Origin of the sequence: Pseudomonas sp. BN102 (assembly GCF_029871245.1) — a bacterium.
Classification (GTDB): Bacteria; Pseudomonadota; Gammaproteobacteria; order Pseudomonadales; family Pseudomonadaceae; genus Metapseudomonas.
On record NZ_SSON01000075.1, the window covers coordinates 463,729 to 489,141 of the forward strand.

Sequence of the window (25,413 nt, forward strand, 5' to 3'; positions counted from 1 at the left end):
ACAAGAGCGAGGAAGAACCATGGCACGTCTTGCGAACAAGGTCGCCGTCATCACCGGCGCCGCATCGGGTATCGGCCTGGCCTGCGTCCGCCGTTTCGCCGAGGAAGGCGCACAGGTGGTCGGGCTGGATATGGGCGAGCCGCGCCCTGAGGCTGCCGCTAGCCTGGAAGGGCTGCAGCCGGCCCCGCTGTTCATGACCCTGGACGTGCGTGACGAGGACAGGGTGCAGGCCGTGATGGACGAAGTGGTGAAACGCTTCGGCCGCATCGACGCGCTGGTCAACGCTGCCGGCATCGCCAGCCGGGGCAGCATCACCGAGACGACCACCGAGGAGTGGCGCCGGGTGCTGGATATCCACCTCACCGGCAGCATGCTCACCAGCAAGTACGCCCTGGTACCCATGCTCGCGCAGAAGGGTGGCTCGATCATCAACTTCGGCTCGATCTTCGGCCTCCAGGGCTGCGACGGCAACGCCGCCTACAACACCGCCAAGGGCGGGATCAGCCAGCTCACCCGCTCCATGGCCATCGACTACGGTTACGCCAATATCCGCGTCAACGGCCTGTGCCCCGGGCTGATCGACACCCCCATGACGCAGATGGTCAAGGAGCAGAAGGAGTTCCACGCCTACTTCGCCTCCCAGCACATGCTGTGCCGTGCCGGACGTCCGGACGAGGTGGCCAGCGTCGCGCTCTTCCTCGCTTCGGACGATGCCTCCTTCGTCAGCGGCCAGATGATCGCTGTGGACGGCGGCTTCTCCGCCGGACGTCGCTTCGCGCCGCCGCAAGCCTGAATCCCCAGCCATTCCCGCGGCCTGCTCCCGCCGGCCGCCGTTCCCTCGCGCCCGAGAAAAGCCCATGCCCAACCTGGAATGCGCCCTGACCATCCCTGAACTGCTGGCCGCCGCCGCGACCCGCTACGGCGAGTCCATGGCCATCGAGGACCAGAACACCCGCATCAGTTACCACCAGCTCGACCAGCTGCGCCGTCAGGCCGCCCGCGCCCTGTTGGCGCTGGAAATCCGGGTGGGCGAGCGGGTGGCCATCTGGGCGCCGAACATCCATGAGTGGATAGTCGCCGCCGTCGCCTTGCAGAGTGTGGGCGCCGTGTTGGTGCCGTTGAACACGCGGATGAAGGGGGCCGAGGCCGGCTTCATCCTGCGCGAGAGCGGCGCCAGCCTCCTGTTCGTCGTCGGGCAGTTCCTCGGCACCGACTACCCGGCGCTGCTGTCCGGCGAGGCGTTGCCGGAACTGCGCAGGCGCATCTGCCTGCGCGGCGATGCGGAGGGCTGCCTGGGCTGGGATGCTTTCATGGCCCTGGGCGCCGAAGTCTCGCCGGCGGAGCTGGCGGTGCGCGAGGCGGAGGTCGACGAGCACAGCCTGTCCGACCTGCTGTTCACCTCCGGCACCACCGGCAAGCCGAAGGGCGTGATGACCGCCCATGGCCAGAACCTGCGCATCGTCCGCGACTGGAGCGCCATGGTCGGCCTGCGTCAGGGCGACCGCTACCTGATCGTCAATCCCTTTTTCCACAGCTTCGGCTACAAGGCCGGTTGGCTGGCGGCGCTGATGCGCGGCTGCTGCATCCTGCCGCAGCAGGTGTTCGACGTACCGGTGATGCTGGAGCGCGTCGCGCGCGAGCGCATTACCGTGCTGCCCGGTCCGCCGACGCTGTATCAGTCGATCCTCAGCCACCCCGATCGCCAGAAGTACGATCTCTCCAGCTTACGTGTAGCGGTGACGGGCGCCGCTTCGGTGCCGGTGGAAATGGTGCGGCGCATGGCCAGCGAGCTGGGCTTCGAGACCATCGTCACCGCCTACGGTCTGACCGAGGCTTGCGGCTTCGTCACCATCTGCCGTCCGGGGGATTCCGCAGAACGGATCGCAACCACTTCGGGCCGCGCTTTCCCTGACGTGGAAGTGCGCTGCGTGGATGGCGCCGGTAACCCGGTGCCGACCGGGGAGCCCGGGGAGCTACTGGTGCGCGGCTATAACCTGATGAAGGGTTATTTCAATAATCCCGAGGCCACGGCTGAGGCCATCGATGCTGATGGCTGGCTGCACACTGGCGATGTCGGCGTGCTCGACGAGGACGGCTACCTGCGCATCACCGACCGCCTCAAAGACATGTTCATCACCGGTGGCTTCAACGTGTATCCGGCGGAGATCGAGCAGGTGATCCTGCGTTATCCGGGCGTCGCGCAGGCAGCGGTGATCGGTATTCCCGACGAGCGCCTGGGCGAAGTGGCCATGGCCTTCCTCCTGCCCGCCGCCGGCCAGCGGCTGGACACCGGCGAGTTCCTCGCCTGGTGCCGCGAGCAGATGGCCAACTACAAGGTGCCGCGCCGCGCGCTGCTGCTCGACGCGATGCCGCTGAATGCCGCCGGCAAGGTGACCAAGGACGCCCTGCGCAAGATGGCGGTGTAAGGCGGTAGGGTGCGCTGCGCGCACCGGACCGGGGTCTCGGCCGCGGGTGGGGCCAGAAGGCTTGCCGCTTTTCTGTGGGGGCGAATTCATTCGCGAACCGGACCGCAGGTTCGGCCTGGAGCCAGCTTGGGGCTGCTGCACAGCCCTTAGCGAATAAATTCGCCCCCACAACAAAGGTTCCACGACACTCCGTAGCAGTCTGGCGAAGGGGGCGGCGAAGGGGCACGCCGCCCACTCGGCCTACAGGACCCTGGCGCGTTCGTCGCCCAGGGTGCTGCCGCCAAGGACGGCCACGCTGTTGTGCAGGACGTAGGCCAGCTCGCTTTGGCGGGTGACCCCGGCCTTGGAGAAGATCGCCCGCAGGTGGGCCTTCACGGTGTTGCGCCGGATATTCAGCCGGGCACCGGCCTCGTCCAGTGTGTCGCCATGGGCCAACTGGATCGCCAGGGCGGCCTCGGCCGGTGTGAAGCCGAACAGCTGACGCAGTGATTGTGGCTCCACGGTCACCCGGCGTTCCGGATCACGCAGGAACACCGCGACCGCCGGGTGCCTGCCTTCCAGGCTTTCCTCGCGCGGCAGGCTCTGCACCACCACACCCAGGCTGTTGCGTCCGGATGGCCGCTGCAGGGTGATGGCTTCCGCAATCTGCGGGCCCGGCTTCAGGCGCTCTTGCAGGGCCAGTTTGATCAGGCCCTGCAAGGCCTGGTTGTCGCGCCGGTAGGTCGCACTGAGGCGTTCGTTGACCAGGCTCAGGCCATCACTCTCGTCCAGCAATTCGCAGGCGGCCTGATTGGTTTCCAGTACCTGGAGATTGTTGTCGAGGATCACCGTGCCGATCTGCATGCGCTCGACGGCCGAAGCGTAGAGCTGGCGTTCCGTTTCAGTGCGCTTGAGCTGGCCCTGGAGATTGACGGCCCGCCGCAGGTGCGTCAGCAGGCGTGCGCAGAAGGCCTTGTCCCGGGCATTGAACCCCTTGTCCCCGTGCGGCCGGCAGATGCGCAGGCGGCACTCGATTCCATTCGGGGTGTGCAGGTCGGCGCCCATGATGTGGAACACATCCAGCGGCGCATTGAACTGCTGGTAGAAGGCCGATTGCAGCCAGCGCTCCTCGCCGAGCAGTTCAGCCACCGTATGGACTTCGCCGGGCGGCAGGCCGACGAAGGGGTCGAGGGCGTAGTAGGTGTCGCTGTAGGCGGATATCGCCCAGGTCTCGACAGGACCCGCGTTGACCATGAAACCCGGGTCCCCAGGCGCGCTGGGGCGCAGGATCAGGGTGACGTAATTGGCCCGTAGAGCCGTTCGCAGCTGCTCGAGGCTGCGCTGCCAGGGCAGTTCTTCACTGGCCCCTTCATAGATCCGTTCGATGAGCTGGCTGAGATCATCGAGCGAAAAGTCGGATGCATTCATAGTTGTTGTTCACCCTTCAGGCACCGCGAAAGTCAGGCTCGGTCGCGGAAATCAGCTGGTCCGGGCATACAGCGTCGCCCGGATGGTCGGCCCGCTCATCGTTCGGATGGGCTAGGCGTTTTATCACCCACCTGGCCGGTGATTCAGCCTATGCCTGACCAACTGCTTATTTTGTATCGATTACCGCACGGAGATGCGTTCACGCCAGCGACGCAACGCTGTTCAGCAAGGTCTTCACCAGCTGCGCCTGGCGGGTCGCGCCGGTCTTGGCGAACACCCCGCGCAGGTGCGCACGCACGGTATTGCGCGATACGCCGAGGCGCTCGGCGCATTCGTCGAGGGTCAGGCCGTCCATCATCAGCATCGCCACCTCGGTTTCGGTGCGGGTCAGCTGGAACAGGCTGCGCAGCAGGCGCCGCGAGGCTTGTGGCGAGTCGCTGGGGTCGCGGATGAACACCGCCACGGCTGGCCGCCGCGCGTTGCCCTGGCCCTCGTAGTTCAGGGCGATGGGGCGCAGCAGTACATTGAGCGGCACCTCCCCCGTCGGCCGCGCCAGGGTCAGCACCTCGATGCAGTCTTCCTTGCCGTGCTGGTGGTGCTGCAGGACAGCGCCAATAGCCCGTTGCAGGTTGCGGTTGTCCTGGCCAGCGAAGGCGTGGAGCTTTTCCTGGCGGCATTCGAGACCGTCGCGGGAGTCGAACAGGTGTTGCGCCGCCTGGTTGCAACGCATCACCTTGCCGGTCGTGTCGAGAATGGCCGTGCCCACCAGCAGGCGGTCGATGGTGGCGGCATAGAGCAGGCGCTCGGAGTCCAGCTGGTCGACGGTCGAATGCAGGTCCACAGCCTGCTGCAGGTGTGGCAGGAGGATGCGCACCAGGGCCATTTCCGCGGCATCGAAGTCCTCTCCGGCGTGACCCCGGCAGGCGAACAGTGCGCAATGCATGCCGGCCGCCGTGCGCATGTTGGCCACCAGCACATGACGCAGGTCGAGCGGGCGCAGGTAGCTCTGGTAGAAGTCGTGGGCCAGCCAGTGTTCTGTGCCAATCACCTGGTCGGCGCTGGCGATCTGGTCGACGGGCCAGTCCAGGAAGGGGCAGATGGAGTAGTAGTGCTCGCTGTAGGAGGGCTCGCCCGGCAGGTGCGGGCCGTGAATCGAGGCGTTGACGATCAGCCCCGGGCGTTCGTGGGCCGGGTTGCGCAGCACCAGGGTCAGGTAGCTCGCGTCGAAGCGCTGGCGCAGCGCGTCGAGCAGGCTGGACCAGGGCGTGGGTTCCAGCGGACCGCGGTAGGTCAGCGCCAGCAGCTCGCTGAGATCCGGGGCGCTGATACCCGCGAGTTCATGGGCAAGTCGAAGGTCGTGCATCCTCGCCTCTCTTGTTGTGGTTGTCGGGCTGGATGGGGCGAGTATTAGGCGGCCTGGACCCTGGGCAAATCGTCCGTTTGGCCTAGTGGCCGCCGTATTCCTGGATGGGCGTGGTCGGTATCGTCAGGTCTCCGCGCTTTCGTAGGTTGGCGCTGAGCGGAGCGAAGCCCAACATGGCGCGCGCAACGTGCCCCGGATCGTTGGGCTTCGCAGGCTCAGCACCAACCTACGGTTCCAGCAACCGCTCGACTATGCGTTCGGCGGCCTCCTCGGCCGATTCACTTCCGGTGTCGACATGGATATCCGGCGCTTGCGGCGGCTCGTAGGGTGAGTCGATGCCGGTGAAGTTCTTCAGCTCGCCGCGCCGCGCCTTCTGGTAGAGGCCTTTGGGGTCGCGCTGCTCGGCCAGGGCCAGGGGCGCGTCGACGTAGATCTCCAGGAAATTGCCGTCGCCGGCGAGGCTGCGGGCCATGTCGCGTTCGGCGCGGAACGGCGAGATGAACGAAACCAGGGTGATCAGCCCCGCGTCGAGCATCAGCCTGGCGACCTCCGCCACCCGGCGGATGTTTTCCACCCGGTCGGCCTCGGTGAACCCCAGGTCGCGGTTCAGGCCATGGCGCACATTGTCGCCATCGAGCAGGTAGGTGTGCCGGCCGAGGGCGTGCAGCTTGCGCTCGACCAGGTTGGCGATGGTCGACTTGCCGGCACCGGAGAGCCCGGTGAACCAGAGGATGCGGGGTGTCTGCCCCTTGAGCGCGGCGTGGGCCTCGCGGTTGACGTCGATCGCCTGCCAGTGCACGTTCTGCGCGCGGCGCAGGGCGAAGTGCAGCATGCCAGCGCCGACCGTGCGGTTGCTCAGCCGGTCGATGACGATGAAGCCGCCGGTGTCGCGGTTGTCGGTGTAGGCATCGAAGGCGATCGGCCGGTCCAGGTGCAGGTTGCAGACGCCGATGCCGTTGAGCTCGAGGGTCTTGCCCGCCAGGTGTTCCAGGCTGTTCACATCGACCCGGTGCTTGAGGTTGGCGCAGCTCATGCCGACCGTGCGGCAGCCGATCTTCATCAGGTACGGGCGGCCCGGCAGCATCGGCTCCTCGTCCATCCACACCAGGGTCGCTTCGAACTGGTCGGCCACCGCCGGCGGCGCGTCGGCGAGGGCGAGCATGTCGCCGCGGCTGATATCGATCTCGTCGGCCAGGGTCAGGGTCACCGCCTGGCCGCAGCGGGCTTCCTGCTGCTCGCCGGCGGTGCCGAAGATGCCGCTGACCACGCTCTGCTGGCCGGAGGGCAGGGCACGCACGCGCTCACCGACGCGAATGCTGCCGGCCGCGATATTGCCGCAGTAGCCACGGAAGTCCAGGTTCGGCCGGTTCACCCACTGCACCGGCAGGCGGAACGCCGCGTTGCTTTGCTGGGCTTCTTCCAGCGGCACTTCCTCCAGGTGCTGGAGCAGGCTCGGGCCCTTGTACCAGGGGGTGTTGGCGCTGGGTTCGAGCATGTTGTCGCCGCGCAGCGCGGAGAGCGGAATGCACTGGATGTCGTGCAGGCCGATCTGCGCGGCGAAGGCGCGGTATTCGGCCTCGATGCGCTCGAAAACTTCCTGCGAGTAGTCCATCAGGTCGAGCTTGTTCACCGCCAGCACTACCTTGCGGATGCCCAGCAGCGACACCAGGTAGCTGTGCCGGCGGGTCTGCACCAGCATGCCCTGGCGCGCGTCGATGAGGATCACCGCGAGGTCGGCGGTCGAGGCGCCGGTGACCATGTTGCGGGTGTACTGCTCGTGGCCGGGGGTATCGGCAACGATGAACTTGCGCTTGTCGGTGGCGAAGAAGCGGTAGGCGACATCGATGGTGATGCCCTGTTCGCGCTCGGCGGCCAGGCCATCCACCAGCAGGGCAAAGTCGAGCTCCTCGCCCTGGGTGCCGAGCTTCTTCGAGTCGGCCTCGAGCTGGCCGAGCTGGTCCTCGAAGAGGACTTTCGATTCATAGAGCAGGCGCCCGATCAGGGTGCTCTTGCCGTCGTCGACGCTGCCGCAGGTGATGAAACGCAGCAAGTCCTTGCGCTGTTGCTGCTGCAGGTAGTGATCCAGGTCGGTCATGGCGTTCATCAGAAATAGCCCTCTTGTTTTTTCTTCTCCATGGAACCGGCCGAATCGCTGTCGATCAGCCGCCCCTGGCGTTCGGAGGTGCGGCTCACCAGCATCTCCTGGATGATCGCCGGCAGGCTGTCGGCCTCGCTGTCGATGGCGCCGGTCAGCGGATAGCAGCCGAGGGTGCGGAAGCGCACCTTGCGCAGCTCGGGCGTCTCGCCGGGCAGCAATGGCAGACGTTCGTCATCGACCATGATCAGCGTGCCGTCGCGGCGCACCACGGGGCGCTCCTTGGCGAAGTAGAGCGGCACGATGGGGATCTGCTCGAGGTAGATGTATTGCCAGATATCCAGCTCGGTCCAGTTCGACAGCGGGAACACCCGCAGGCTTTCGCCCTTGCGCTTGCGCGTGTTGTACAGGCGCCAGAGTTCCGGGCGTTGCTGCTTGGGGTCCCAGCGGTGCTGCTCGGAACGGATCGAGAACACCCGTTCCTTGGCGCGGGACTTTTCCTCGTCGCGGCGAGCGCCGCCAAAGGCCGCGTCGAAGCCGTAATGGTCCAGGGCCTGCTTCAGACCCTGGGTTTTCCACAGGTCGGTGTGCAGCGCCGAACCGTGGGTGAAGGGGTTGATGCCGCGCTCCAGGCCTTCCGGGTTGACGTGCACCAGCAGCTCCAGGCCGAGGCGCTCGGCGGTCTGGTCGCGGAAGGCGATCATCTCGCGGAACTTCCAGGTGGTGTCCACGTGTAGCAGGGGGAAGGGCGGCTTGCCCGGGGCGAAGGCCTTCATCGCCAGGTGCAGCATGACTGCGCTGTCCTTGCCGATGGAGTAGAGCATCACCGGGTTCTCACACTCGGCGACCACTTCGCGGATGATCTGGACGCTTTCCGCTTCCAGTCGTTGTAGGTGTGTCAGCATCGCTTGCCTCCGTTGGGTGGAGCCGGCGCCGCATGGGGCGGGCCGGCTTTTTTCCACGGTAGGGAATGCGTCGCTTCGGGTTCTTCGTCTAACCGGACAAGGTTTCAGTGGCTGGCGCCGAACAGGGATTCCGCCCGCGCTTTCACCGCCAGGGCGACCGCATCGAAGCCCTGCTTGACCCACGGGCCGTGCAGCTCCATCACCTGGTCGGCGGTGGGGCCGAGGAACTGGTCGGTGGTGTAGTAGCGGCAGCTTTCCGGACCGGTGGCTTCGATCACCTGGTCGCGACGGGCGGCATCGGGGTTGTCGGCACTGGCGAACATCTCCCACGAGAGCAGGCGGTGCGGGTCGAAGGCCACCAGTTGCTCGATCACGTGCACAAGCTCGCCGGGGCTGGCGGGGTTGGGCAGGTACAGGTTCACCGGCTCGCCCATTCGCAGGCTGGACTCCACCTTGACGGTGAACGGATTCCACTGCGGGTAGCGTTCCAGATCAACCAGCACCGACCAGACCAGTTCGGCGGGGGCGGCGATATCCACGGTCAGCGAGCGGACCAGATTTTTTTCTTCAGGCATCGGGGAGACTCCTCGGGTCACAGGCAGCACCGCACGGCGCGGCACCGATCCGGCTGATGCTCCGCGCACGCCGCTGCCGCTTCCTCGTCCGGGTGGACTAGAACCGTAGGATGGGTGGAGCGGAGCGATACCCATCAAAGGCGGGCGATGGGTATCGCAGGCTCCACCCATCCTACGAACCCGCGGTGTGTCTTATCGAGGTTTTAGTCCGCCCAGACGAAGAATCCTCCCCGCCCATCTCCCTAAGGTTTCCGCAGTGGCGGGCCATCCGCCGGACCAGAGGAGACCGAGATGACGACCGAGAACGTCGAGCAACAGGTGTGCAGCGGGCAGGTCTGGAGCGATTTCTGCGACCAGCTCAAGCGTTGTGGCGAGCAGATATTGCGGGCCGAGGCCCCCAGCGATGCGCATACCCGCGCCGAGGGGTATCGCTACCTCACGCGTCTGCTGCGCATTGCCCTGGAAATGCATCTGGAATTCGCCGACCCGGACTTCCCGGGCTTTTTCTCGCCGTCCCATGAGACGGCCAAGATCGGCGCGGACAATCCGGACAACCTCTACCAGTACGCACGCCTGAACGGCGAGCGCCAATACCGCGTCAGCGGTCGTCGCGGCAGCGTGTCCTACCTCAGCTTCGGCACCCAGAAGGGCGGCTACGAAAGCGACGGCAAGATGACCCAGACCGGCTTCATCGACGCCAGCCAGCTAAAACTTGAGGCCGATGGCAGCTTCGAAATCACCCTGAGCCAGGAACCGCCCGCAGAGGGCAACTGGGTTCGTCTGGAGCCCGAGAGCAATGCGCTGATTGTCCGTCAGACCTTCCTCGATCGTTCCAGCGAGCAGCCCGCGCAGCTGCGCATCGAACGGTTGGACAGCCGCCAGCAACCCGTGCCGCTGAGTGCCGAGCGCTTGCACCAGAGCCTGGGGCGGGTCGCCAGTTTCGTCGAGAACACCTCGCGGTTGTTCGCCGATTGGGCTCAGGGCTATCAGGCCCACACCAATCAGCTGCCACCGGCGGACCAGGCGCTATGTCAGGCCGTGGGCGGTGACCCGAACATCTTCTACTACCACAGCTATTGGTCCCTCGCGGACGACGAGGCGCTGTTGATCGAAGTCGACCAGGTGCCGGACTGCGACTTCTGGAACCTGCAGATCAACAACTACTGGATGGAATCCCTCGACTACCGCCACCACCTCATCTGCCTGAACAAGCATTCGGCGCAGACGGACGCGCGCGGTGGCGTGCGCATGGTGCTGAGCCACCGCGACCCCGGCCTGCCCAATTGGCTGGAAACCGCCGGCCATGCCGACGGCACCCTCTGCCTGCGCTGGGTTGGCGCCAAGCAGCCGGTTCACCCCACCACCCGCGTGGTCAAGCTCGACCACCTCAAGGAGCTGCTATGAGTCACACCATGACGCCGGACGACGTCTTCGCCCCCGGTAGCCTGCTGGCCGAGGCCAGCGCCCGTGCCGGCGGCCTCGACGACTTCGGCCCCGGCGATTTCCGCGAAGCCCTGCAGGTGCTGGAGCGTTCCCTGCGCGAAGAAGCGTGCCTGTCTGCCCAGGGCACGGCCCTGCTGCGCGAGAAGCTGGTGGCGCAACTGGCCAACCGCCTCGTGATCGAGGACCACTGCAAGCGCCACCCGGAAATTCTCCAGCAGCCCGTCGATGATCCGCTGGTGATCGTCGGCCTGCCGCGCACCGGCACCACGCTGCTGCAGCGCGTGCTCGCGGTGGACCCGCAATTCAGCAAGGCGCAGTGGTGGGAAACCCGCTACCCGGCGCCGCTGCCCGGGGAAGCCCTGGAACAGCCGACGGAGCGCATCGGACGGGCGCGCGCCGAGGTCGCCGCGATGGTCGAGTTCGTGCCGCAGATCCTTGCCATCCACCCGCTGGATGCCGAGCAGCCGGACGAAGAGTTCATGCTCATGGAGCACAGCTTCCTCTGCGCCATGGATTCCTACGTCAACGTACCGGCCTACACCGCCTGGCTCGATCGCCAGGACCAGGCCCAGGTCTATGCCTACCTGAAGAAGATGCTGCAGTTCCTGCAATGGCAGCAGGGCCGCCGCGGCATCGCGCCGGGTCGTCGCTGGCTGCTGAAGAGCCCGCAGCACCTGCACACCCTGGAGCTGCTGTTCAAGGTCTTCCCACGCGCCCAGGTGATCCTCACCCACCGCGATCCGGGCAAGACCATCCCGTCGCTGGCCAGCTTCATCCACACCCTCTGGCAGATCTACAGCGACCAGGCCGACCCGGCCCAGGTCGGCGAACAATGGAGCACGCGCATGGCCCGCGCCCTGCGCCACACGATGAAGGTGCGCGACGGCATGCCGGCAGGCGCCTTCCTCGATGTGCGCTTCGAGGACACCGTCAACGACCCGCTCGGCGTGGTGGAGCGCATCTACCGCTTCGCCGGCCTGGCGCTGAGCCCCGGCGTGCGTGAGTCGATGAACGACTGGCTGGCGCGCAATGGCCGCGACAAGCGCGCGGCGCATCACTACGACCCGGCCTCCTTCGGCCTCGACGAGGCGCGCCTGCAACGCGACTACGGCGAATACCGCGCGCGCCATCTGGCCTGAACAAGCCGGAGCGGGCTCCTACGAAAAGCAGATCGATAACAACAAGAGGAACTGAACATGCTGCTGAAAGACAAGGTTGTGATGATTTCCGGTATCGGCCCCGGCATGGGCATCAAGCTCGCCCTCGAGGCGGCCCGCGAAGGCGCCCGCGCCGTGGCGATCTGCGCCCGCAATGAAGCGCGCCTGCGCGAGGCGGAAGAACGCATCCGCGCCGTCGATGCCGACTGCCAGGTGCTCTGGATGCCCACCGACGTCAGCGATGCCAAGGCCTGCCAGGCTTTCGCCAAGGCCACCGTGGAGCGCTTCGGGCGCATCGATGCGCTGGTCAACAGTGCCTATGTCCATGGCGGCTTCGACTCGCTGGAAAGTTGCCCCGACCATCTGCTGCAGGAGGCTCTGGACGTCAATCTGTTCGGCTCATTGCACCTGACTCGCGCCGTGCTGCCGCAGATGAAGGCCCAGCGTGCTGGCGCCATCGTGATGATCAATACCCTGGGCGTCCACCAGCCATACGCGGGTGGCGGCGGCTATGCGATCTCCAAGGGCACCCTGGCGGTGGCGGTGCGTTACCTCGCTCAAGAACTGGCCGAGCATGGGCTGCGGGTCAACGGCCTGGCCTGTGGCTGGATGTGGGGCGAGCCGGTGCAGGCGAATGTGCGCGAAGCCGCTGCCGCGCGGGGTGTCAGTGAGGAGCAGGTGCGTGCCGAATTCAGCTCGGGGATTCCCGGCGGGCGTATGCCGGGCGACGAGGAGTGCGCCCGTGCGGCGTTGTTCCTGGCCTCCGACTACGCCAGCGCCATCAACGGTGCACAACTGGACGCCAACGGCGGCGAACTGATGCGCTGAGCGCAAGGAGATGAAGATGCTCGATCACTGCGCCTTCAATGGCGACGCGGACGGACTTTGCGCCCTGCAGCAATTGCGCCTGGCGGGGGAGCTGGACGCGGCGGTGCGCCTGGTCAGCGGGGTGAAGCGTGACATTGCCTTGCTGCAACGGGTGCAGGCCGGAGCCGGGGAGCGGGTGACGGTGCTCGACGTCTCCCACGAGGAAAACCGCGCCGATGCGGCGCGGCTTCTCGGCGCGGGCGCCCGTGTCCGCTACTTTGACCACCACTTCGCCGGGGAGCTGCCGGACCATCCCGGCTTCGAGTCCTACATCGACACCGCTGCGGATGTCTGCACCAGTCTGCTGGTGGATCGCTTCCTGGAGGGGCGATTCCACCGCTGGGCGGTGGCGGCGGCCTTCGGCGATGGCATGGCTGGCCCGGCCAGGGCACTGGCTGCGCGTCATGGGCTGGAGGAAGCGGATATCTGCGCGCTCGAAGAGCTGGGCCGGCTGCTGAACTACAACGCTTACGGGGACAGCCTGGCCGATCTGCACTTCGATCCGGTGCTGTTGGCGGCGGAGTTGCTGCCCTATGACGATCCGCTGGACTTCGTGCGGCATAGCTCCAGCTTTGCCCGCTTGCGCGAAGGCTATGCGGCTGACATGGCCGCTGCAGCCAGCCTGGAGCCTTGGTACGCGGGGAAAGGCGCATCGCTCTACCGCCTACCGGCAGAGCCCTGGGCGCGGCGGGTCAGCGGTGTGCTGGCCAACCAGTTGGCTGCGCGCGATCCGCAGCGCGCACTCGGCCTGCTCAGCGCCAGGGCTGATGGCGACTGGACCTTCAGCCTGCGGGTGCCGGCCACTGCCAGCCTGGAGGCGGACGCTTTCTGCCGGGGCTTCGCCACCGGGGGCGGGCGTAAGCGCGCCGCCGGCATCAACCGCCTGCCGGCCGAGGCGCTGGAAAGCTTCGCCAGGCGACTCCTCGACAGTTATCCACACGCCGCCCCGTAGGTTGGCGCTGAGTGAAACGAAGCCCAACGGGACCTGGCACCACCTGCCCGGGAGCGTTGGGCTTCGCTGCGCTCTGCACCAACCTACAGGAGCTAGTCAGGTAGTCCGGATGAAATCCGGGCTACGGCCTGCGGGGCTCTGGCGCGCACCTTCTGCGAGAAACCTAACCCGCGTGGGCTAGTCCCGGGCAGGGATGTTCGGGGTGCGGCATTGAACAATAGTGTGAGTCGACATCCATCACCTTTCAGGAGAGCAGCATGGAACGGTCGACTCCCGATCATGGCCTGGCATCGGCAAAGCGCTTCGCTCGCGGCTGGCATTGCCTCGGCCTGGTAGCCGATTACGCCGACGGCAAACCCCACTCGCTGAATATCTTCGGCACCCGCCTCGTCGCCTTTCGCGGCGAGGACGGTGCAATGCACATCCTCGATGGCTACTGCCCGCACATGGGCGCGGACCTCTCCGGTGGGCACGTGGAAGGCGACACCGTGGTCTGCCCCTTCCACCACTGGAAGTGGGGCAGCGATGGCAAGTGCGAGTCGATTCCCTACTGCAAGCGCGTCCCGGCGCGGGCGCGGATCAAGACCTGGCCTGCCCTGGAGAAGAACCAGCTGCTGTACGTCTGGCACGACGTCGAAGGCAGCGCTCCGGATGCTGCGGTCGATATCCCGCGCATCGAGGCCTGTTATTCGGCGGAGTGGACCGAGTGGAAGATGCGCAAGATGGTGATCCAGACCAACTGCCGCGAACTGGTGGACAACCTCGCTGATGCCGCGCACTTCGGGCCGGTGCACGGCTCGCCGGCCAGTTACTTCTGCAACACCTTCGATGGGCACTTGGGCTACCAGATGTTCCAGGGCGAGGCCAGTGAACTGCTCGGCAACGGGCTGCGCGCGGACAGTGCCTATTTCGGGCCGGCCTATCACATCACCCGGATGACCGCCGAGACCGGTGGGCAAACGGTCGACACCCTACTGCTCAACTGCCATGTGCCCATCGACCACAACAGCTTCGAGCTGCGCTACGCCATCAAGGTCAGGAAGCAGCCCGGGCTCTCCGAGGCGGAGAACCAGGCCATTGCCGAGGCCTATGCCGAGCAGGCGCACAAGTCCTTCTTCCAGGACGTGGAGATCTGGCACAGCAAGACCCGCATCGACAGGCCGATTCTCTGCGACGGCGATGGTCCGGTGTATCAGCTGCGCGAGTGGTACGAGCAGTTCTACACCAACGTCGCTGATCTGCCCGCGCCGAGCCGGAAGGTATTCGAGAGCAAGGGCGGGGTCTGGCGACAGCTCGACGAGGTGCCCGAACAGGCTCGCAGCGAGCTGCACCTGATCTGAGGCTGGCTTCAGCTGCACGGCATTTCAGAACAAGAACCGAAAAGGGGAGCGACATGAGGCTCAAAGGCAAGGTCGCGCTGGTTACCGGCGCGGGATCGGGAATGGGGCGCGCCACGGCTGCGCTGTTCGCCGCCGAAGGGGCGAGCGTAGTGGTGGTGGATATCGACGAGGCGGCGGCGCAGCGCACCGTGGCAGAGCTTGAAACGCGCCAGGATTGCCTGGCCAGTGCCTGCGACATCGCCGATAGCGCGGCGGTGGCCAGGCTGTTCGCCGAGGTGGAACAGCGTTATGGCCGCCTCGACGTGCTGGTCAACAACGCTGGAGCCGGCCAGGTGCCGGGGGATGGCTTCGACCAGTACCAGCAGCGCCTGGCCAAGCGCAGCGAGCAGTTGGCGGCGGGCGTGGAGCCCGACGTGTTCACCGACATGATCGTCGACCTGACCGATAGCGGCTGGCAGCGGATCGTCGCTATCAACCTGGATGGCACCTTCTACTGCAGCCGCGCGGCGGTGAGGCTGATGATCGCCAGCGGCAGCCGCGGCTCGATCATCAATATCGCCAGCCTGTCCGCCTTCAGCGGCGAAGGGCCGCTTGCCTACTGCGCGTCCAAGGCGGCCGTGATCGGCCTGGGCAAATGCCTGGCGCGGGATCTCGGTCCGCGCGGCATCCGCGTCAACACCATCTGCCCGGGGCCGACCCGCACGCCGATGATGCAATCGATCTCCTGGGAGTGGCAGCAGGCTCTGGAGCGCGCCATCCCCTTGGGCCGGCTGCTGGAGCCGGAAGAGATAGCCCGCACCTGCCTGTTCCTGGCCAGCGACGACTCCAGCGCCTTTACCGGACAAACCCTCGCCGCCGCCGGCGGCATGATGATGCTGTGAGAGGACTTTCGAAATGAGTGGACGACTGCAAGGCAAGGTGGCGCTGATCAGCGGCGCGGGAACCGGGATCGGTGCCGCGGCAGCAAGGCTGTTCGCTGCCCAGGGCGCCAGGGTGATGGTCTGCGGACGCCGCCAGGCGCCGCTGGAGGCCGTGGTGGCCGAGATCCGCGCGCAGGGTGGGGAGGCCGACTGGGTGCAGACCGACGTCACCGACGAGCAGGCGGTGGATCGCGCCGTCAGCACGACCCTGGAGCGTTTCGGCCGCTTCGACATCATGGTCAACAACGCGGTGAACTACACCTGGGGCCCATTGACGGGGCTCTCCACCGAGGAGTGGCACAAGAGCCTGCGCGGCAGCCTCGACGTGGCCTTCTTCGGCACCCGCGCGGCCATGCGCGTGATGCAGGGCAAGGGCGGCTCGATCATCAATATGGGCTCGGTGGCGGGGCTGCTCGGCAGCCCCGGCCTCAGCGCCTACGGTGCGGCCAAGGCCGGGGTGGTCAACTTCAGCCGCGCGGCGGCCCTGGAAGGCGCGCCGGAGAATATCCGGGTCAACGTGGTGATTCCCGGCATCGTCTGGAGCGAAGGCACCCGTGAAGCGATGCGCAGCGAGCAGATGATCGCCGGTACGGCGCGCGCCGTACCGCTGCGGCGCATCGGCGAGCCGGAGGAGGTCGCCAACGCCATCCTCTTCCTGGCCTCGGACGAGTCCTCCTACATCACCGGCCAGAGCCTGGTGGTCGACGGCGGCAAGACCTGCGAACTCAACGTCGGCGCCAGCGACTACACCTCGGCGACCTCCACTGAAATCCGATCGACCCCCAGCGAGGCCTGAGCCCATGGATATCAAGCTGAACTCTCCCGCCAGTCCGGTGCTGGTGACCGGTGGTGCCTCCGGCATCGGCGAGGCCACCGCCGAGGCGCTGGCGGCGGTGAAACGCCCCGTCGCCCTCTGGGACCTCCAGGCCGACAAGGCACAAGCCGTGGCCGCGCGGCTTGCCGAACAGCATGGCGTGCCGTGCCTCGGGCTGGGCATCGACCTGCGCGATCCGGCGGCGATTGCCCCGGCCCTGGCCCGGACTCGCGCCGAGTTCGGTGCACCGGGCGCCCTGGTGCATGCCGCCGGCGTCGTCGACCAGAGCGGCCTGGAGCAGCTCTCGGCGGACGGCTGGGACCTGGTGCTGAACGTCAACCTGCGCGCCATGGCGCTGCTGGTGCAGGCGATGCTGCCGGACCTGCGCGCCAACCGGGGCGCCGCCGTGGTCGGCATCGCCTCGATCAACGCCACCCTGGGCAATGGGCTGATTCCGGCCTACAGCGCCTCCAAGGGCGGGATGTTGTCGATGGTGCGCTCGCTGGCCGACGCCCTCGGCGCCGACGGCATTCGCATCAACGCGGTTTCGCCGGGGCAGATCCTCACCCCGATGCTGGAGCCGATCGTGGCCGCGCGGCCCGGGCATTTCGAGCGGCGCATCCTGCTGGACCGCCTCGGCCGTCCCGAGGAGATCGGTCGCGTGGTGCGCTTCCTGCTGTCCGACGAGGCCAGCTACATCAACGCCGCGGAAATCGTCGTCGACGGCGGCAACATTTCCTCGCAGCGCTGAAAAGGGAGATCGCCATGAACGAGCAGAGCTTGCAGGACAGGCTGGACCGCCTGGAGTCGCTGGAGGAAATCCGCATGCTGCCGGCCAAGTATGCGTTGGCCCTGGACATGCGCGACCTCGACGCCTGGGTCGGGCTGTTCCCCGAAGACATCAAGGTGGGCCAGGACAAGATCGGCCGCGCCCACCTGAAGGCCTGGATCGACGACACCCTGCGCCTCCAGTTCAGCACCACCTCGCACCATATCGGCGGCCATATCATCGAGTTCAAGGACTCGGACAACGCCTGCGGCGTGGTCTATTCGAAGAACGAGCACGAGGCCGGGCCCGAGTGGGTGATCATGCAGATGCTCTACTGGGACGACTACCAGCGCATCGACGGCCGCTGGTACTTCCGCCGGCGCCTGCCGTGCTACCTCTACGCCAGCGACCTGAACAAGCCGCCCATCGGCGAGAAGAAGATGCGCTGGCCGGGCCGCGAACCCTACGACGGTTCCTGGCATGAACTCTGGCCGAGCTGGAAAACCTTCTGGAGCGACAAACCGGGCGATGCGCTGCCGGAAGTCGCCGAACCGGCGCCGCTGGGTACCTTCCTCGAACGCATGCGGCGCGGTTCATCCGCACCGCGGGTGAGGGTCCGCTGATGTCGAGCCTCGCCCCAACCAGCCTCGACAGGCTGTTCGAACCGGTGCAACTGGGTGAATTGCGCCTGGCCAACCGTATCGTCATGGCGCCGATGACCCGCAGTCGTGCCGATGCCTTCGATGCGCCGGGCGATCTGCACGCGGCCTACTACGGCCAGCGTGCGGATGCCGGCCTGATCGTGGCCGAAGGCACCTATCCGAGCCCGGATGGCAAGGGTTATTGCCGCACCCCGGGCATCGTCACGCCACAGCAGGTCGATGCCTGGCGCCGGGTGACCGCGCAGGTGCGGCAGCAGGGGGCGGCCAGCACTGTCCTGCAATTGATGCACGTGGGCCGTGTGGCCAGCCGCCACAACCAGGCCGCCGACGCCGAAACCGTCGCGCCTTCGGCCATCGCCGCACGGGGCAGCCTGTTCAGTGACACCCACGGCATGGTGCCGATGGAGGTGCCGCGCGCCCTGGAAACCACAGAAATCGCCGGGGTCATCGAGGGCTATCGGCAGGCGGCGCTGAATGCCCGCGCGGCGGGCTTCGACGGCGTGGAGTTGCATTGCAGCAGCGGCTACCTGCCGATGCAGTTCCTCCTGGCCTGCAGCAACCAGCGCCAGGACGGCTATGGCGGCTCGCTGGCCAAACGCATCCGCTTCGTGGTGGAAACCCTCGAGGCATTGAGCGGGGCAATCGGTGCCGGCCGGGTCGGCCTGCGGCTCATCCCCGGCAACCCCTACAACGACATGCAGGACGACGATCCCGCCGCCACCTACGGCGCCCTGCTGGATGCCGTGGACCCGCTCGGCCTGGCTTATGTCCAGGTCAGCCGCTCGCCACAGCCGGGGCTCGATGCCTTCGCCCTGGTGCGTCGCCATTTTCGTGGACCGCTGATACTCAACGACGGCTTCGATGGCCAGGGTGCCGCCCAGGCCATCGCTGCCGGCCTGGGCGAAGCGGTGTCCTTCGCCCGTCATTTCATCGCCAACCCGGACCTGGTGGAGCGCCTGCGCGAGCAGCGCGCGCTCGCCGGGTTCGACCGCTCCACGCTCTACACCCCAGGTGCTCGCGGTTACACCGACTATCCGGCCCTGGGTGACATTGCCCGCACGCAGGAATGCCGTCCATGAGTCTGCCTCTCGCCAACCCGCAAACCATCCCTGCCGCCCTGGCGCTGTCTGCCCGACGTCATGCACAGCAGATCGCCATCGATGATGGCGAGCTCAAGCTCAGCTACGCGGAACTGGAGCGCCTCAGCAGCAATGCAGGGCGGGCGTTGCTGGCCCTTGGACTCGAGCCGGGCGAGCGCGTCGCCATCTGGGCGCCGAACGGCCATCACTGGTTGGTGGCCGCCCTGGGCAGCCTGATGGCCGGGGCGGTGCTGGTGCCGCTGAGTACACGCCTGAAGGGCGGCGAGGCGGCGGATATCCTCAGGCGCAGCGGTGCGCGCGTGCTGTTCAGCGTTGGCGAGTTCCTCGGCAGTTACTACCCGGACCTGCTGGCGGGACAACCGCTCGATGACCTCGAGCAGACCATCGTCCTGGAATCGGCCCGCGACGGCGAATGCACCTGGCAGGGCTTCCTCGACCTGGCCGAGCAAGTGCCCGACGAGGTGCTGTCCCAGCGGATGGCCAGCCTCGACGGCGACAGCCTCTCGGACCTGATGTTCACCTCCGGCACCACCGGCTACCCCAAGGGCGTGCTCTGTGCCCATGGCCAGAACCTGCGCCTGTTCGACAACTGGGGCGAGATCGTCGGCCTGCAGGCAGGCGACCGCTACCTCATCGTCAACCCGTTCTTCCACAGCTTCGGCTTCAAGGCGGGTTGGCTTGCCGCGCTCATCCGCGGCGCGACGATCCTGCCGCAGCGCACCTTCGACGCCGAAGCCGTGCTGCGCCGGGTCGAGCAGGATCGCGTCAGTTTCCTGCCGGGGCCGCCAGCACTCTATTCCGCCATGCTGGACCACCCGCGCCGGGCTGATTTCGACCTGTCCTCGCTGCGCGTGGCGGTCACCGGAGCGGCCTCGGTACCACCGGTCCTGGTCCAGCGCATGAGCGAGGAGCTGGGCTTTGCCAGCGTGGTGACGGCTTACGGCCTGACCGAGAGCTGCGGCCTGGCGACCGTCTGCCGACCCGGCGACGATGCTCTGACCGTTGCCAGTACCTGTGGCCGGCCTCTCGACGGTATCGAGGTGCGCTGCGTGGATGCCAAGGGCAACCCGCTGCCGGCCGGCGAGCCGGGGGAAGTGCTGATCCGCGGTTACAACCTGATGAAGGGCTACTTCAATGACCTCCAGGCCAGCCAGGAGGTGGTGGATGCGCAGGGCTGGCTGCATACCGGGGATGTCGGCGTGCTCGACGAGCGTGGCTACCTGCGCATCACCGACCGGCTGAAGGACATGTTCATCGTCGGTGGTTTCAACTGCTACCCGGCGGAGGTCGAGCGCCTGCTCATGGAGCATCCCGCGGTGGCCCAGGCGGCCGTGGTGGGTATCGCCGATGAGCGACAGGGGGAAGTCGGCAAGGCCTACGTGATACTGCGTCCGGGCGCCAGCCTGGCGGCCGATGAGCTGATCGCCTGGAGCCGCGCGCGGATGGCCAACTACAAGGTGCCGCGCAGCGTGCAGTTTGTCGCGGTGCTACCGCTCAACGCCGCGGGCAAGGTGCTCAAGGGCGAGCTGCGCGCGCAGTGATCAGGCGCTGCCCGGTGCGGCTTGCAGTTGCGCCAGGCTGAAGCCCTCGCGGCGCATGCGTTCCAGCAGCCCCTGCCAAGTGGGCAATTCGCCGGCCTCGCCGACGCGCTTGAACGCGCCGCCCTTCATCGCATAGAGCCCGCGGGCATCGAAGGCATAGCGCAGGGCAAGGTCCTTGCGCTGGGAGGCGGGAAGGATGGCGTCCACCAGGTTGTCCAGCACCATGGGCTCGGCGTCCTGGGTTTCGTAGTAGGTCACCACCATGTGCGCCTGGTTCAGCTCCAGAGCCCTGGCGTAGGTGATGCGCAGCTTCTCCTGGGGGATGCCGAGCTGCAGCAGGGTGAAGTACTTGGCCAGGGCGAAGTCCTCGCAGTCCCCGGCGCCCTTGGCCAGGGTTTCCACGGGCGTGGCCCAGTAGTCGCGACGCTTCCACAGCGCGCTGTCTTCGCTGAAGCGCACCTGGCGGTTGATCTCGCGGTTGACCGCTTGCAGTTGTTCCTGCTCGGGCCGCTGAACGCTGTCTTGTAGGAGGTCCTGCCAGGCCTGGAGGCGTTCACGGGCCGGGCTGCTGCGGCCGTAGCGCTTTTCCGCCTTGCGCAGCACGGGGTCGAGGCTCCAGGCGGCCTTGGCGACGCCGGGGCCGAGCAGCAGGCTGCCGCCGATGGCCGAGATGGCCAGCAATTGCCAGAACAGGGATGAGACGAAGCGGCGGGAGGCAGGCTTCTGCAACGGGTTGACTCTCCAGGAAAGCGGCCGGGGCCGGGTTCGAGCGGTGGATCAATCCGTTGAGCGAATCACTGGCATAAAGGTAACCTTCCGCCAGATCCGGGATGTGAGCACCCTAGGGCCAGTGCCCATAGCCCCGCAAGCGGCAGGAGACGCACGGCAGCGCAGGGCGGTGGGCATGGCGGGAGAAAGGCCCTGGAATGGGCCTTGTCGGTTTGGACCGATTGTCGGAAAGAGTAGTACTGCTGCTCGTCGGGCAGGCGAAGGTCAAGGCGTGCCCGACGAGCGACTATCCCTGGTCAGTGCCCGAATTCAATCCGTTGTTGGTGGATCAGCGACCGGTATTGCGGAGTCTGCGGGGTGGGTTGCATGTCGTCGTCTTCGTACTGCAGACCTGCCGCGGTCGGTTCGTCCTCGACCGCCCTGACGATGACCTGGCTGGAGTCCTCCTTCATCTGGATCAGTTGCTGATTACGCATCCGGTACTCGTCCAAGCGATCGCTTCCATTCTCCGCAAGGACCGTGGCCGGTCCCGTTGTCACGACCAGGGCCAGAAAAAGGCCGCTGAGCGCAGTCGTGTTGAATGTCGATTTCATGGTTTCTTCCTCTTGTTCCCCACTAATCCCCCTGCAATTGGATGACGTCCATGGTGGGGCTTTATTACAGGCCTGGGGAGAAGCCTGACAAATGGCAGGAATCAGGACCGGCGGGCATGTGCAAGCCTATGAATGGCATGGGATTTTCCGCACTTTCTGCCCGTTTCCGGTGCCCGGTCCAGCGCCGGATGCCGTGGGTGAATTCCCACCGGATTTATCCGTCAATGGGGAGAATATTTCCTGTGGGAGCGAATTAATTCGCGATGGGCTGTGCTGTTCCCCTCCGGGTGCGGGGCGCACCCGGAGGGGCGGACAAGGTCAGATCACTGTGCGTCTTCCACTTTTCGGGTTGGCTTGGCGATCGACCCCGTTTCTTCCTGGGTGACCTCTGAGCCGGCGGCGGTCGGTTTCTCCTCGACCAACTGGGCGAAACGCTCGCTTTCGTCATCGGTTGTCTGCTCGCGTTGCGCTTGCCACTCCCGATACTGGATGAGGCGATCACCGCCTCCTTCCGCCAGCATCAGAGTCGGCTGCTGGTTTGCCGATGGAAGGGATGCACTGGATGCCTGCAATGAAGTCAGCACGACAAAAGAAAACAGCAGGCCAGACAAGGTAGTGGTGGTAATTGCGGATTTCATGTGTCTTCCTCGTAACCCCCCGAATAACCCCCGATGCCGGATATTAAGGAAGTGGAAAAACACTTCTAGCACTATCTTCAAGTGTCTGATGAATGGCTAACTTCAAGACGAACTGATAGTTCGTAACTAGCTGACTGGCATGCATTATTCCAATGGTTATGCCCGTTTTAAGAGTATGTAACGGACTGTATTGCGGTTTGTAAGTGTGTGTAAGTTGGATGTTTCTGTCTTGTTTCAGAGTAGCGCTCTGGAAACATATTCCAATGAATATTCATGCGATCTGGTATGACTTTTGAATTAAATCACTGAAGCGGATTCAAGGCCGCCGCGAAATTCGCTGTGACCTTCTCCTTGAGCGCCCCTCCCGCAAGCGCCAAAGCCCTCTCCACAGGCGCTTTCGCGTTAGTCTCAACGGACGATGCCCGCCACCGGGCCCGTCGATTTAATCCCTCCTCATAGGGCCCGCGCCAGGCATGCGCGGCGATAACGACAATGAGGAGAACCGCATGGATATCCGTGGCCTGGGCTACGTCACCGTAGCCGCGACAGACCTGAAGGGCTGGCACGACTACGCCACCGGGGTGCTCGGCATGATGGTGGGCGTCGAGTCGGATGAGCGGCTCTACCTGAAGATGGACGAACGCCCCTACCGCATCCTGGTGGAGCGGGCCGACCGTGACGGCTACGGCGCCTGCGGTTGGGAAGTGGCGGGCAAGGCCGCCTTCGAGCAGGCCATCGCCGAGCTTGAAGCCGCCGACGTCGAGGTCCAGCGCGGCAGTACCCGCGACGCCGCCGGGCGCAAGGTGCAGGAAGTGGCGCACTTCGCCGACCCGGATGGCAATCGCCACGAATTGTTCTGGGGCCCGCTGCAGGATTTCGCCCCCTTTATCTCTCCGACTGGCGTTTCCGGCTTCGTCACCAGCGACCTGGGGATGGGCCATGCGGTGATCCCGGCGCCCAGCTTCGACCGCTGCCTGGCCTTCTACGAGCAGGTGATGGGTTTCGGCCTGTCGGACCTGATGAAGGTGCGTTTCACCCCCGATCCGGCCGAGCCGGAGAAACGCATCCATTTCCTCCACTGCAACAACGGCCGCCACCATTCCCTGGCGTTGTTCGAGTGCCCGGTCCCATCCGGCTGCGTGCACCTGATGGTGGAAGTGCGCGAGCTCGACGATGTCGGCCGCGCCCTGGACCGCATGCACGCCAGCGGCGTGAAGCTCTCCGCCACCCTCGGTCGCCACACCAACGACGAGATGACCTCCTTCTACATGCAGACCCCCGGCGGCTTCGACATGGAGTTCGGCTGTGGCGGCAAGGTCATGGACTGGGAGCGCCATACCCCCTTCGAGAGCACCGTGGTCAGCCACTGGGGCCATGACTTCAGCGTCGGTCGCCGTTAAGGAGCAATACCCATGGACAAACGCATGAACGCCACCGACGTGGTCGGCCAGCTGTGCGATGGCATGACGATCGGTATCGGCGGCTGGGGCCCGCGGCGCAAGCCCATGGCCCTGGTGCGCGAGATCCTCCGCTCAGACCTCAAGGACCTCACGGTGGTCGCCTATGGCGGCGCCGATATCGGCATGCTCTGTGCCGCCGGCAAGGTCCGCAAGCTGGTGTACGCCTTCGTCTCGCTGGACTTCATTCCGCTCGAACCCTACTTCCGCAAGGCCCGCCAGGAGGGCGCCGTGGAGGTGATGGAAATCGACGAGGGCATGATGCTGCTCGGCCTGCGCGCCGCTGCCATGCGCGTGCCTTTCATTCCCACTGCCGTCGGCCTGGGCACCGATGTGCTGCGCCTGAATCCGGAGCTGAAACTGGTCAGCTCGCCCTACGACGACAGCCGCGACTGGGTCGCCATGCCGGCCCTCAAGCTGGACGCGGCGCTGATCCACGTCGATCGTGCCGATTCCCGTGGCGTGTGCCAGATCGCCGGGCCCGACCACTACATGGATGACCTCTTCGTCCGCGCCGCGGACAAGGCCTACGTCAGCTGCGACGAGCTGGTGCCGAGCGATTTCTTCCATGCCGACCCCGAGAATGCCCGCAAGGTGTTCTGGGAGCGCAACCGCACCACGGCGGTGGTGCACCTGCCGGGCGGTGCCCACCCCTCTTCCTGCGCGCCGCTCTACGGCTTCGATACCGCCCACTTCAAGGCCTACAACGCTTCGGCCGGCGAGCCGGACGGCTGGCAAACCTACATGGAGCGCTATGTGAACTGCGGCGAGGCGGAATACCTGGCCCGCGTCGGTGGCCTGGATGCCATTCGCAAACTGCCGCTCCCGGTTTTCTGAGGACGCTGAGATGACTGCCACCAAACAACCCTACAGCCTCGCTGAATTGATGATCTGCGCCGCCTCCGAGGCCTTCGTCGGCGACGGCGAAGTACTCGCCACCGGCATCGGCGTGCTGCAGCGCCTGGCCGCCTCCCTGGCCATGCTCAACAGCAATGCCGAACTGATGATGACCGACTCCGAGGCCTTCATGGTCGCCGAGCCGGTGCCGGTGGGCCCGCGCAATGGCTACCAGCCCAAGTGCGACAGCTGGATGGGCTTCTCGCGCATCTTCGACAACGTCTGGAGCGGTCGCCGCCACGCCCTGGTGGGGCCGGTGCAGATCGACCGCTTCGGCCAGGCCAACATTTCCTGCATCGGCGACCATGCCAAGCCGAAGTCGCAGATGCTCGGCGTGCGCGGCTTCCCCGGCAACTCCATCAGCCACGCCAACTCCTTCCTGGTGTCCAGCCACAACAAGCGGGTGTTCGTCGACGGCGAGGTGGATGTGGTGGCCTCGGTCGGCTACAACCCCGCGCGCCTGGCCCGTGGCTGGTCCCTGGACGAGATCGACATCCGCCTGATCGTCACCGACCTCTGCGTGCTCGACTTCCAGGGCCCGGACCGGCAGATGCGCATCCGCTCCCTGCACCCCGGCGTGACGCTGGACGAAGTGCAGGACGCCACCGGTTTCCCGCTGCACGTGCCGGAGGAGATCCCCACCACCGCCGCGCCCACCCTCGAACAGCTGATCCTCATCCAGCAACTGGACCCGCACAACATGCGTGCCAGCCAGCTCAAGGACAACCCGCCGGGCGTGCGCGCCCGTGCCATGACCCACTGA

General features: G+C 66.1%; 24 protein-coding genes. 16 read left to right on the forward strand and 8 right to left on the reverse strand.

Annotated elements, in window-relative coordinates:
- Positions 1-19 precede the first annotated feature (19 nt).
- Together E8F12_RS23400 and E8F12_RS23405 are read left to right on the forward strand one after the other, a co-directional pair.
- Entirely contained in the window at positions 20-793 is a 774-nt protein-coding gene (locus tag E8F12_RS23400; RefSeq protein WP_280327557.1) for an SDR family oxidoreductase, read from the forward strand.
- A 64-nt stretch (positions 794-857) separates the two neighbouring features.
- A complete protein-coding gene (locus tag E8F12_RS23405; RefSeq protein WP_280327558.1) occupies positions 858-2,426 on the forward strand; it encodes a FadD3 family acyl-CoA ligase in 1,569 nt (522 codons plus the stop codon).
- A 240-nt stretch (positions 2,427-2,666) separates the two neighbouring features.
- On the opposite strand, the gene E8F12_RS23410 is transcribed toward E8F12_RS23405, so the two are convergent.
- From E8F12_RS23410 to E8F12_RS23430, 5 genes are all read right to left on the reverse strand, one after another.
- Positions 2,667-3,833 carry a helix-turn-helix transcriptional regulator gene (locus E8F12_RS23410; protein ID WP_280327559.1) on the reverse strand — a complete coding sequence of 389 codons (1,167 nt, stop codon included), beginning with the start codon at positions 3,831-3,833 and terminating at the stop codon, positions 2,667-2,669.
- Between the two features lie 199 nt (positions 3,834-4,032).
- The gene (locus E8F12_RS23415) at positions 4,033-5,196 is read right to left on the reverse strand and encodes a LuxR C-terminal-related transcriptional regulator (protein WP_280327560.1); all 1,164 of its coding nucleotides are present in this window, start codon (positions 5,194-5,196) and stop codon (positions 4,033-4,035) included.
- A gap of 226 nt (positions 5,197-5,422) precedes the next feature.
- Positions 5,423-7,300, reverse strand: coding sequence for a sulfate adenylyltransferase subunit CysN (gene cysN / locus E8F12_RS23420; protein ID WP_280327561.1), 1,878 nt, complete (start codon positions 7,298-7,300; stop codon positions 5,423-5,425).
- Positions 7,300-8,253: a sulfate adenylyltransferase subunit CysD gene (gene cysD / locus E8F12_RS23425; protein WP_280327562.1), complete on the reverse strand. Its 954-nt coding sequence runs from the start codon at positions 8,251-8,253 to the stop codon at positions 7,300-7,302. The genes cysN and cysD overlap by 1 nt, the downstream gene beginning before the upstream one ends.
- Before the next feature lie 47 nt (positions 8,254-8,300).
- On the reverse strand, positions 8,301-8,771 hold the full coding sequence (locus E8F12_RS23430) for an SRPBCC domain-containing protein (RefSeq protein WP_280327563.1): 471 nt from the start codon (positions 8,769-8,771) through the stop codon (positions 8,301-8,303).
- A gap of 291 nt (positions 8,772-9,062) precedes the next feature.
- Between E8F12_RS23430 and E8F12_RS23435 the strand changes: the two genes are divergently transcribed.
- The 11 genes from E8F12_RS23435 (at position 9,063) to E8F12_RS23485 (ending at position 20,336) form a co-directional block, all read left to right on the forward strand.
- Positions 9,063-10,175: a DUF1214 domain-containing protein gene (locus tag E8F12_RS23435; protein WP_280327564.1), complete on the forward strand. Its 1,113-nt coding sequence runs from the start codon at positions 9,063-9,065 to the stop codon at positions 10,173-10,175.
- Positions 10,172-11,353 (forward strand): sulfotransferase, encoded by a 1,182-nt coding sequence (locus E8F12_RS23440; RefSeq protein ID WP_280327565.1) that lies wholly within the window; start codon positions 10,172-10,174, stop codon positions 11,351-11,353. Before E8F12_RS23435 ends, E8F12_RS23440 begins: the two co-directional genes overlap by 4 nt.
- 57 nt (positions 11,354-11,410) lie before the next feature.
- On the forward strand, positions 11,411-12,199 hold the full coding sequence (locus E8F12_RS23445; RefSeq protein WP_280327566.1) for an SDR family oxidoreductase: 789 nt from the start codon (positions 11,411-11,413) through the stop codon (positions 12,197-12,199).
- Positions 12,200-12,215: 16 nt separating this feature from the next.
- A complete protein-coding gene (locus E8F12_RS23450; protein WP_280327567.1) occupies positions 12,216-13,190 on the forward strand; it encodes an acetyltransferase in 975 nt (324 codons plus the stop codon).
- A gap of 257 nt (positions 13,191-13,447) precedes the next feature.
- On the forward strand, positions 13,448-14,530 hold the full coding sequence (locus E8F12_RS23455; protein WP_280327568.1) for a Rieske 2Fe-2S domain-containing protein: 1,083 nt from the start codon (positions 13,448-13,450) through the stop codon (positions 14,528-14,530).
- A 53-nt stretch (positions 14,531-14,583) separates the two neighbouring features.
- A complete protein-coding gene (locus E8F12_RS23460; protein WP_280327569.1) occupies positions 14,584-15,411 on the forward strand; it encodes an SDR family oxidoreductase in 828 nt (275 codons plus the stop codon).
- Positions 15,412-15,424: 13 nt separating this feature from the next.
- A complete protein-coding gene (locus E8F12_RS23465) occupies positions 15,425-16,246 on the forward strand; it encodes an SDR family NAD(P)-dependent oxidoreductase (protein ID WP_280327570.1) in 822 nt (273 codons plus the stop codon).
- Positions 16,247-16,250: 4 nt separating this feature from the next.
- On the forward strand, positions 16,251-17,015 hold the full coding sequence (locus tag E8F12_RS23470) for an SDR family NAD(P)-dependent oxidoreductase (protein ID WP_280327571.1): 765 nt from the start codon (positions 16,251-16,253) through the stop codon (positions 17,013-17,015).
- A gap of 14 nt (positions 17,016-17,029) precedes the next feature.
- Positions 17,030-17,656, forward strand: a complete 627-nt coding sequence (locus E8F12_RS23475; protein ID WP_280327572.1) for a nuclear transport factor 2 family protein — start codon at positions 17,030-17,032, stop codon at positions 17,654-17,656.
- A complete protein-coding gene (locus E8F12_RS23480; protein WP_280327573.1) occupies positions 17,656-18,774 on the forward strand; it encodes an alkene reductase in 1,119 nt (372 codons plus the stop codon). Before E8F12_RS23475 ends, E8F12_RS23480 begins: the two co-directional genes overlap by 1 nt.
- On the forward strand, positions 18,771-20,336 hold the full coding sequence (locus tag E8F12_RS23485; RefSeq protein ID WP_280327574.1) for a FadD3 family acyl-CoA ligase: 1,566 nt from the start codon (positions 18,771-18,773) through the stop codon (positions 20,334-20,336). The genes E8F12_RS23480 and E8F12_RS23485 overlap by 4 nt, the downstream gene beginning before the upstream one ends.
- On the opposite strand, the gene E8F12_RS23490 is transcribed toward E8F12_RS23485, so the two are convergent.
- The 3 genes from E8F12_RS23490 to E8F12_RS23500 form a co-directional block, all read right to left on the reverse strand.
- Complete coding sequence (locus E8F12_RS23490) at positions 20,337-21,065, reverse strand: transglutaminase-like cysteine peptidase (RefSeq protein WP_280327575.1); 729 nt, start codon at positions 21,063-21,065, stop codon at positions 20,337-20,339. It lies immediately after the preceding gene.
- A gap of 296 nt (positions 21,066-21,361) precedes the next feature.
- Entirely contained in the window at positions 21,362-21,658 is a 297-nt protein-coding gene (locus tag E8F12_RS23495) for a hypothetical protein (RefSeq protein ID WP_280327576.1), read from the reverse strand.
- A 323-nt stretch (positions 21,659-21,981) separates the two neighbouring features.
- A complete protein-coding gene (locus tag E8F12_RS23500; protein ID WP_280327577.1) occupies positions 21,982-22,296 on the reverse strand; it encodes a hypothetical protein in 315 nt (104 codons plus the stop codon).
- A 506-nt stretch (positions 22,297-22,802) separates the two neighbouring features.
- Here E8F12_RS23500 and E8F12_RS23505 point away from each other — a divergent pair.
- The 3 genes from E8F12_RS23505 to E8F12_RS23515 are packed head-to-tail and all read left to right on the forward strand — an operon-like array spanning position 22,803 to position 25,413.
- Positions 22,803-23,696, forward strand: coding sequence for a VOC family protein (locus E8F12_RS23505; RefSeq protein ID WP_280327578.1), 894 nt, complete (start codon positions 22,803-22,805; stop codon positions 23,694-23,696).
- Positions 23,697-23,708: 12 nt separating this feature from the next.
- The gene (locus tag E8F12_RS23510; protein ID WP_280327580.1) at positions 23,709-24,590 is read left to right on the forward strand and encodes a CoA-transferase; all 882 of its coding nucleotides are present in this window, start codon (positions 23,709-23,711) and stop codon (positions 24,588-24,590) included.
- Between the two features lie 10 nt (positions 24,591-24,600).
- Positions 24,601-25,413, forward strand: coding sequence for a ketoacid CoA transferase (locus E8F12_RS23515; protein ID WP_280327581.1), 813 nt, complete (start codon positions 24,601-24,603; stop codon positions 25,411-25,413).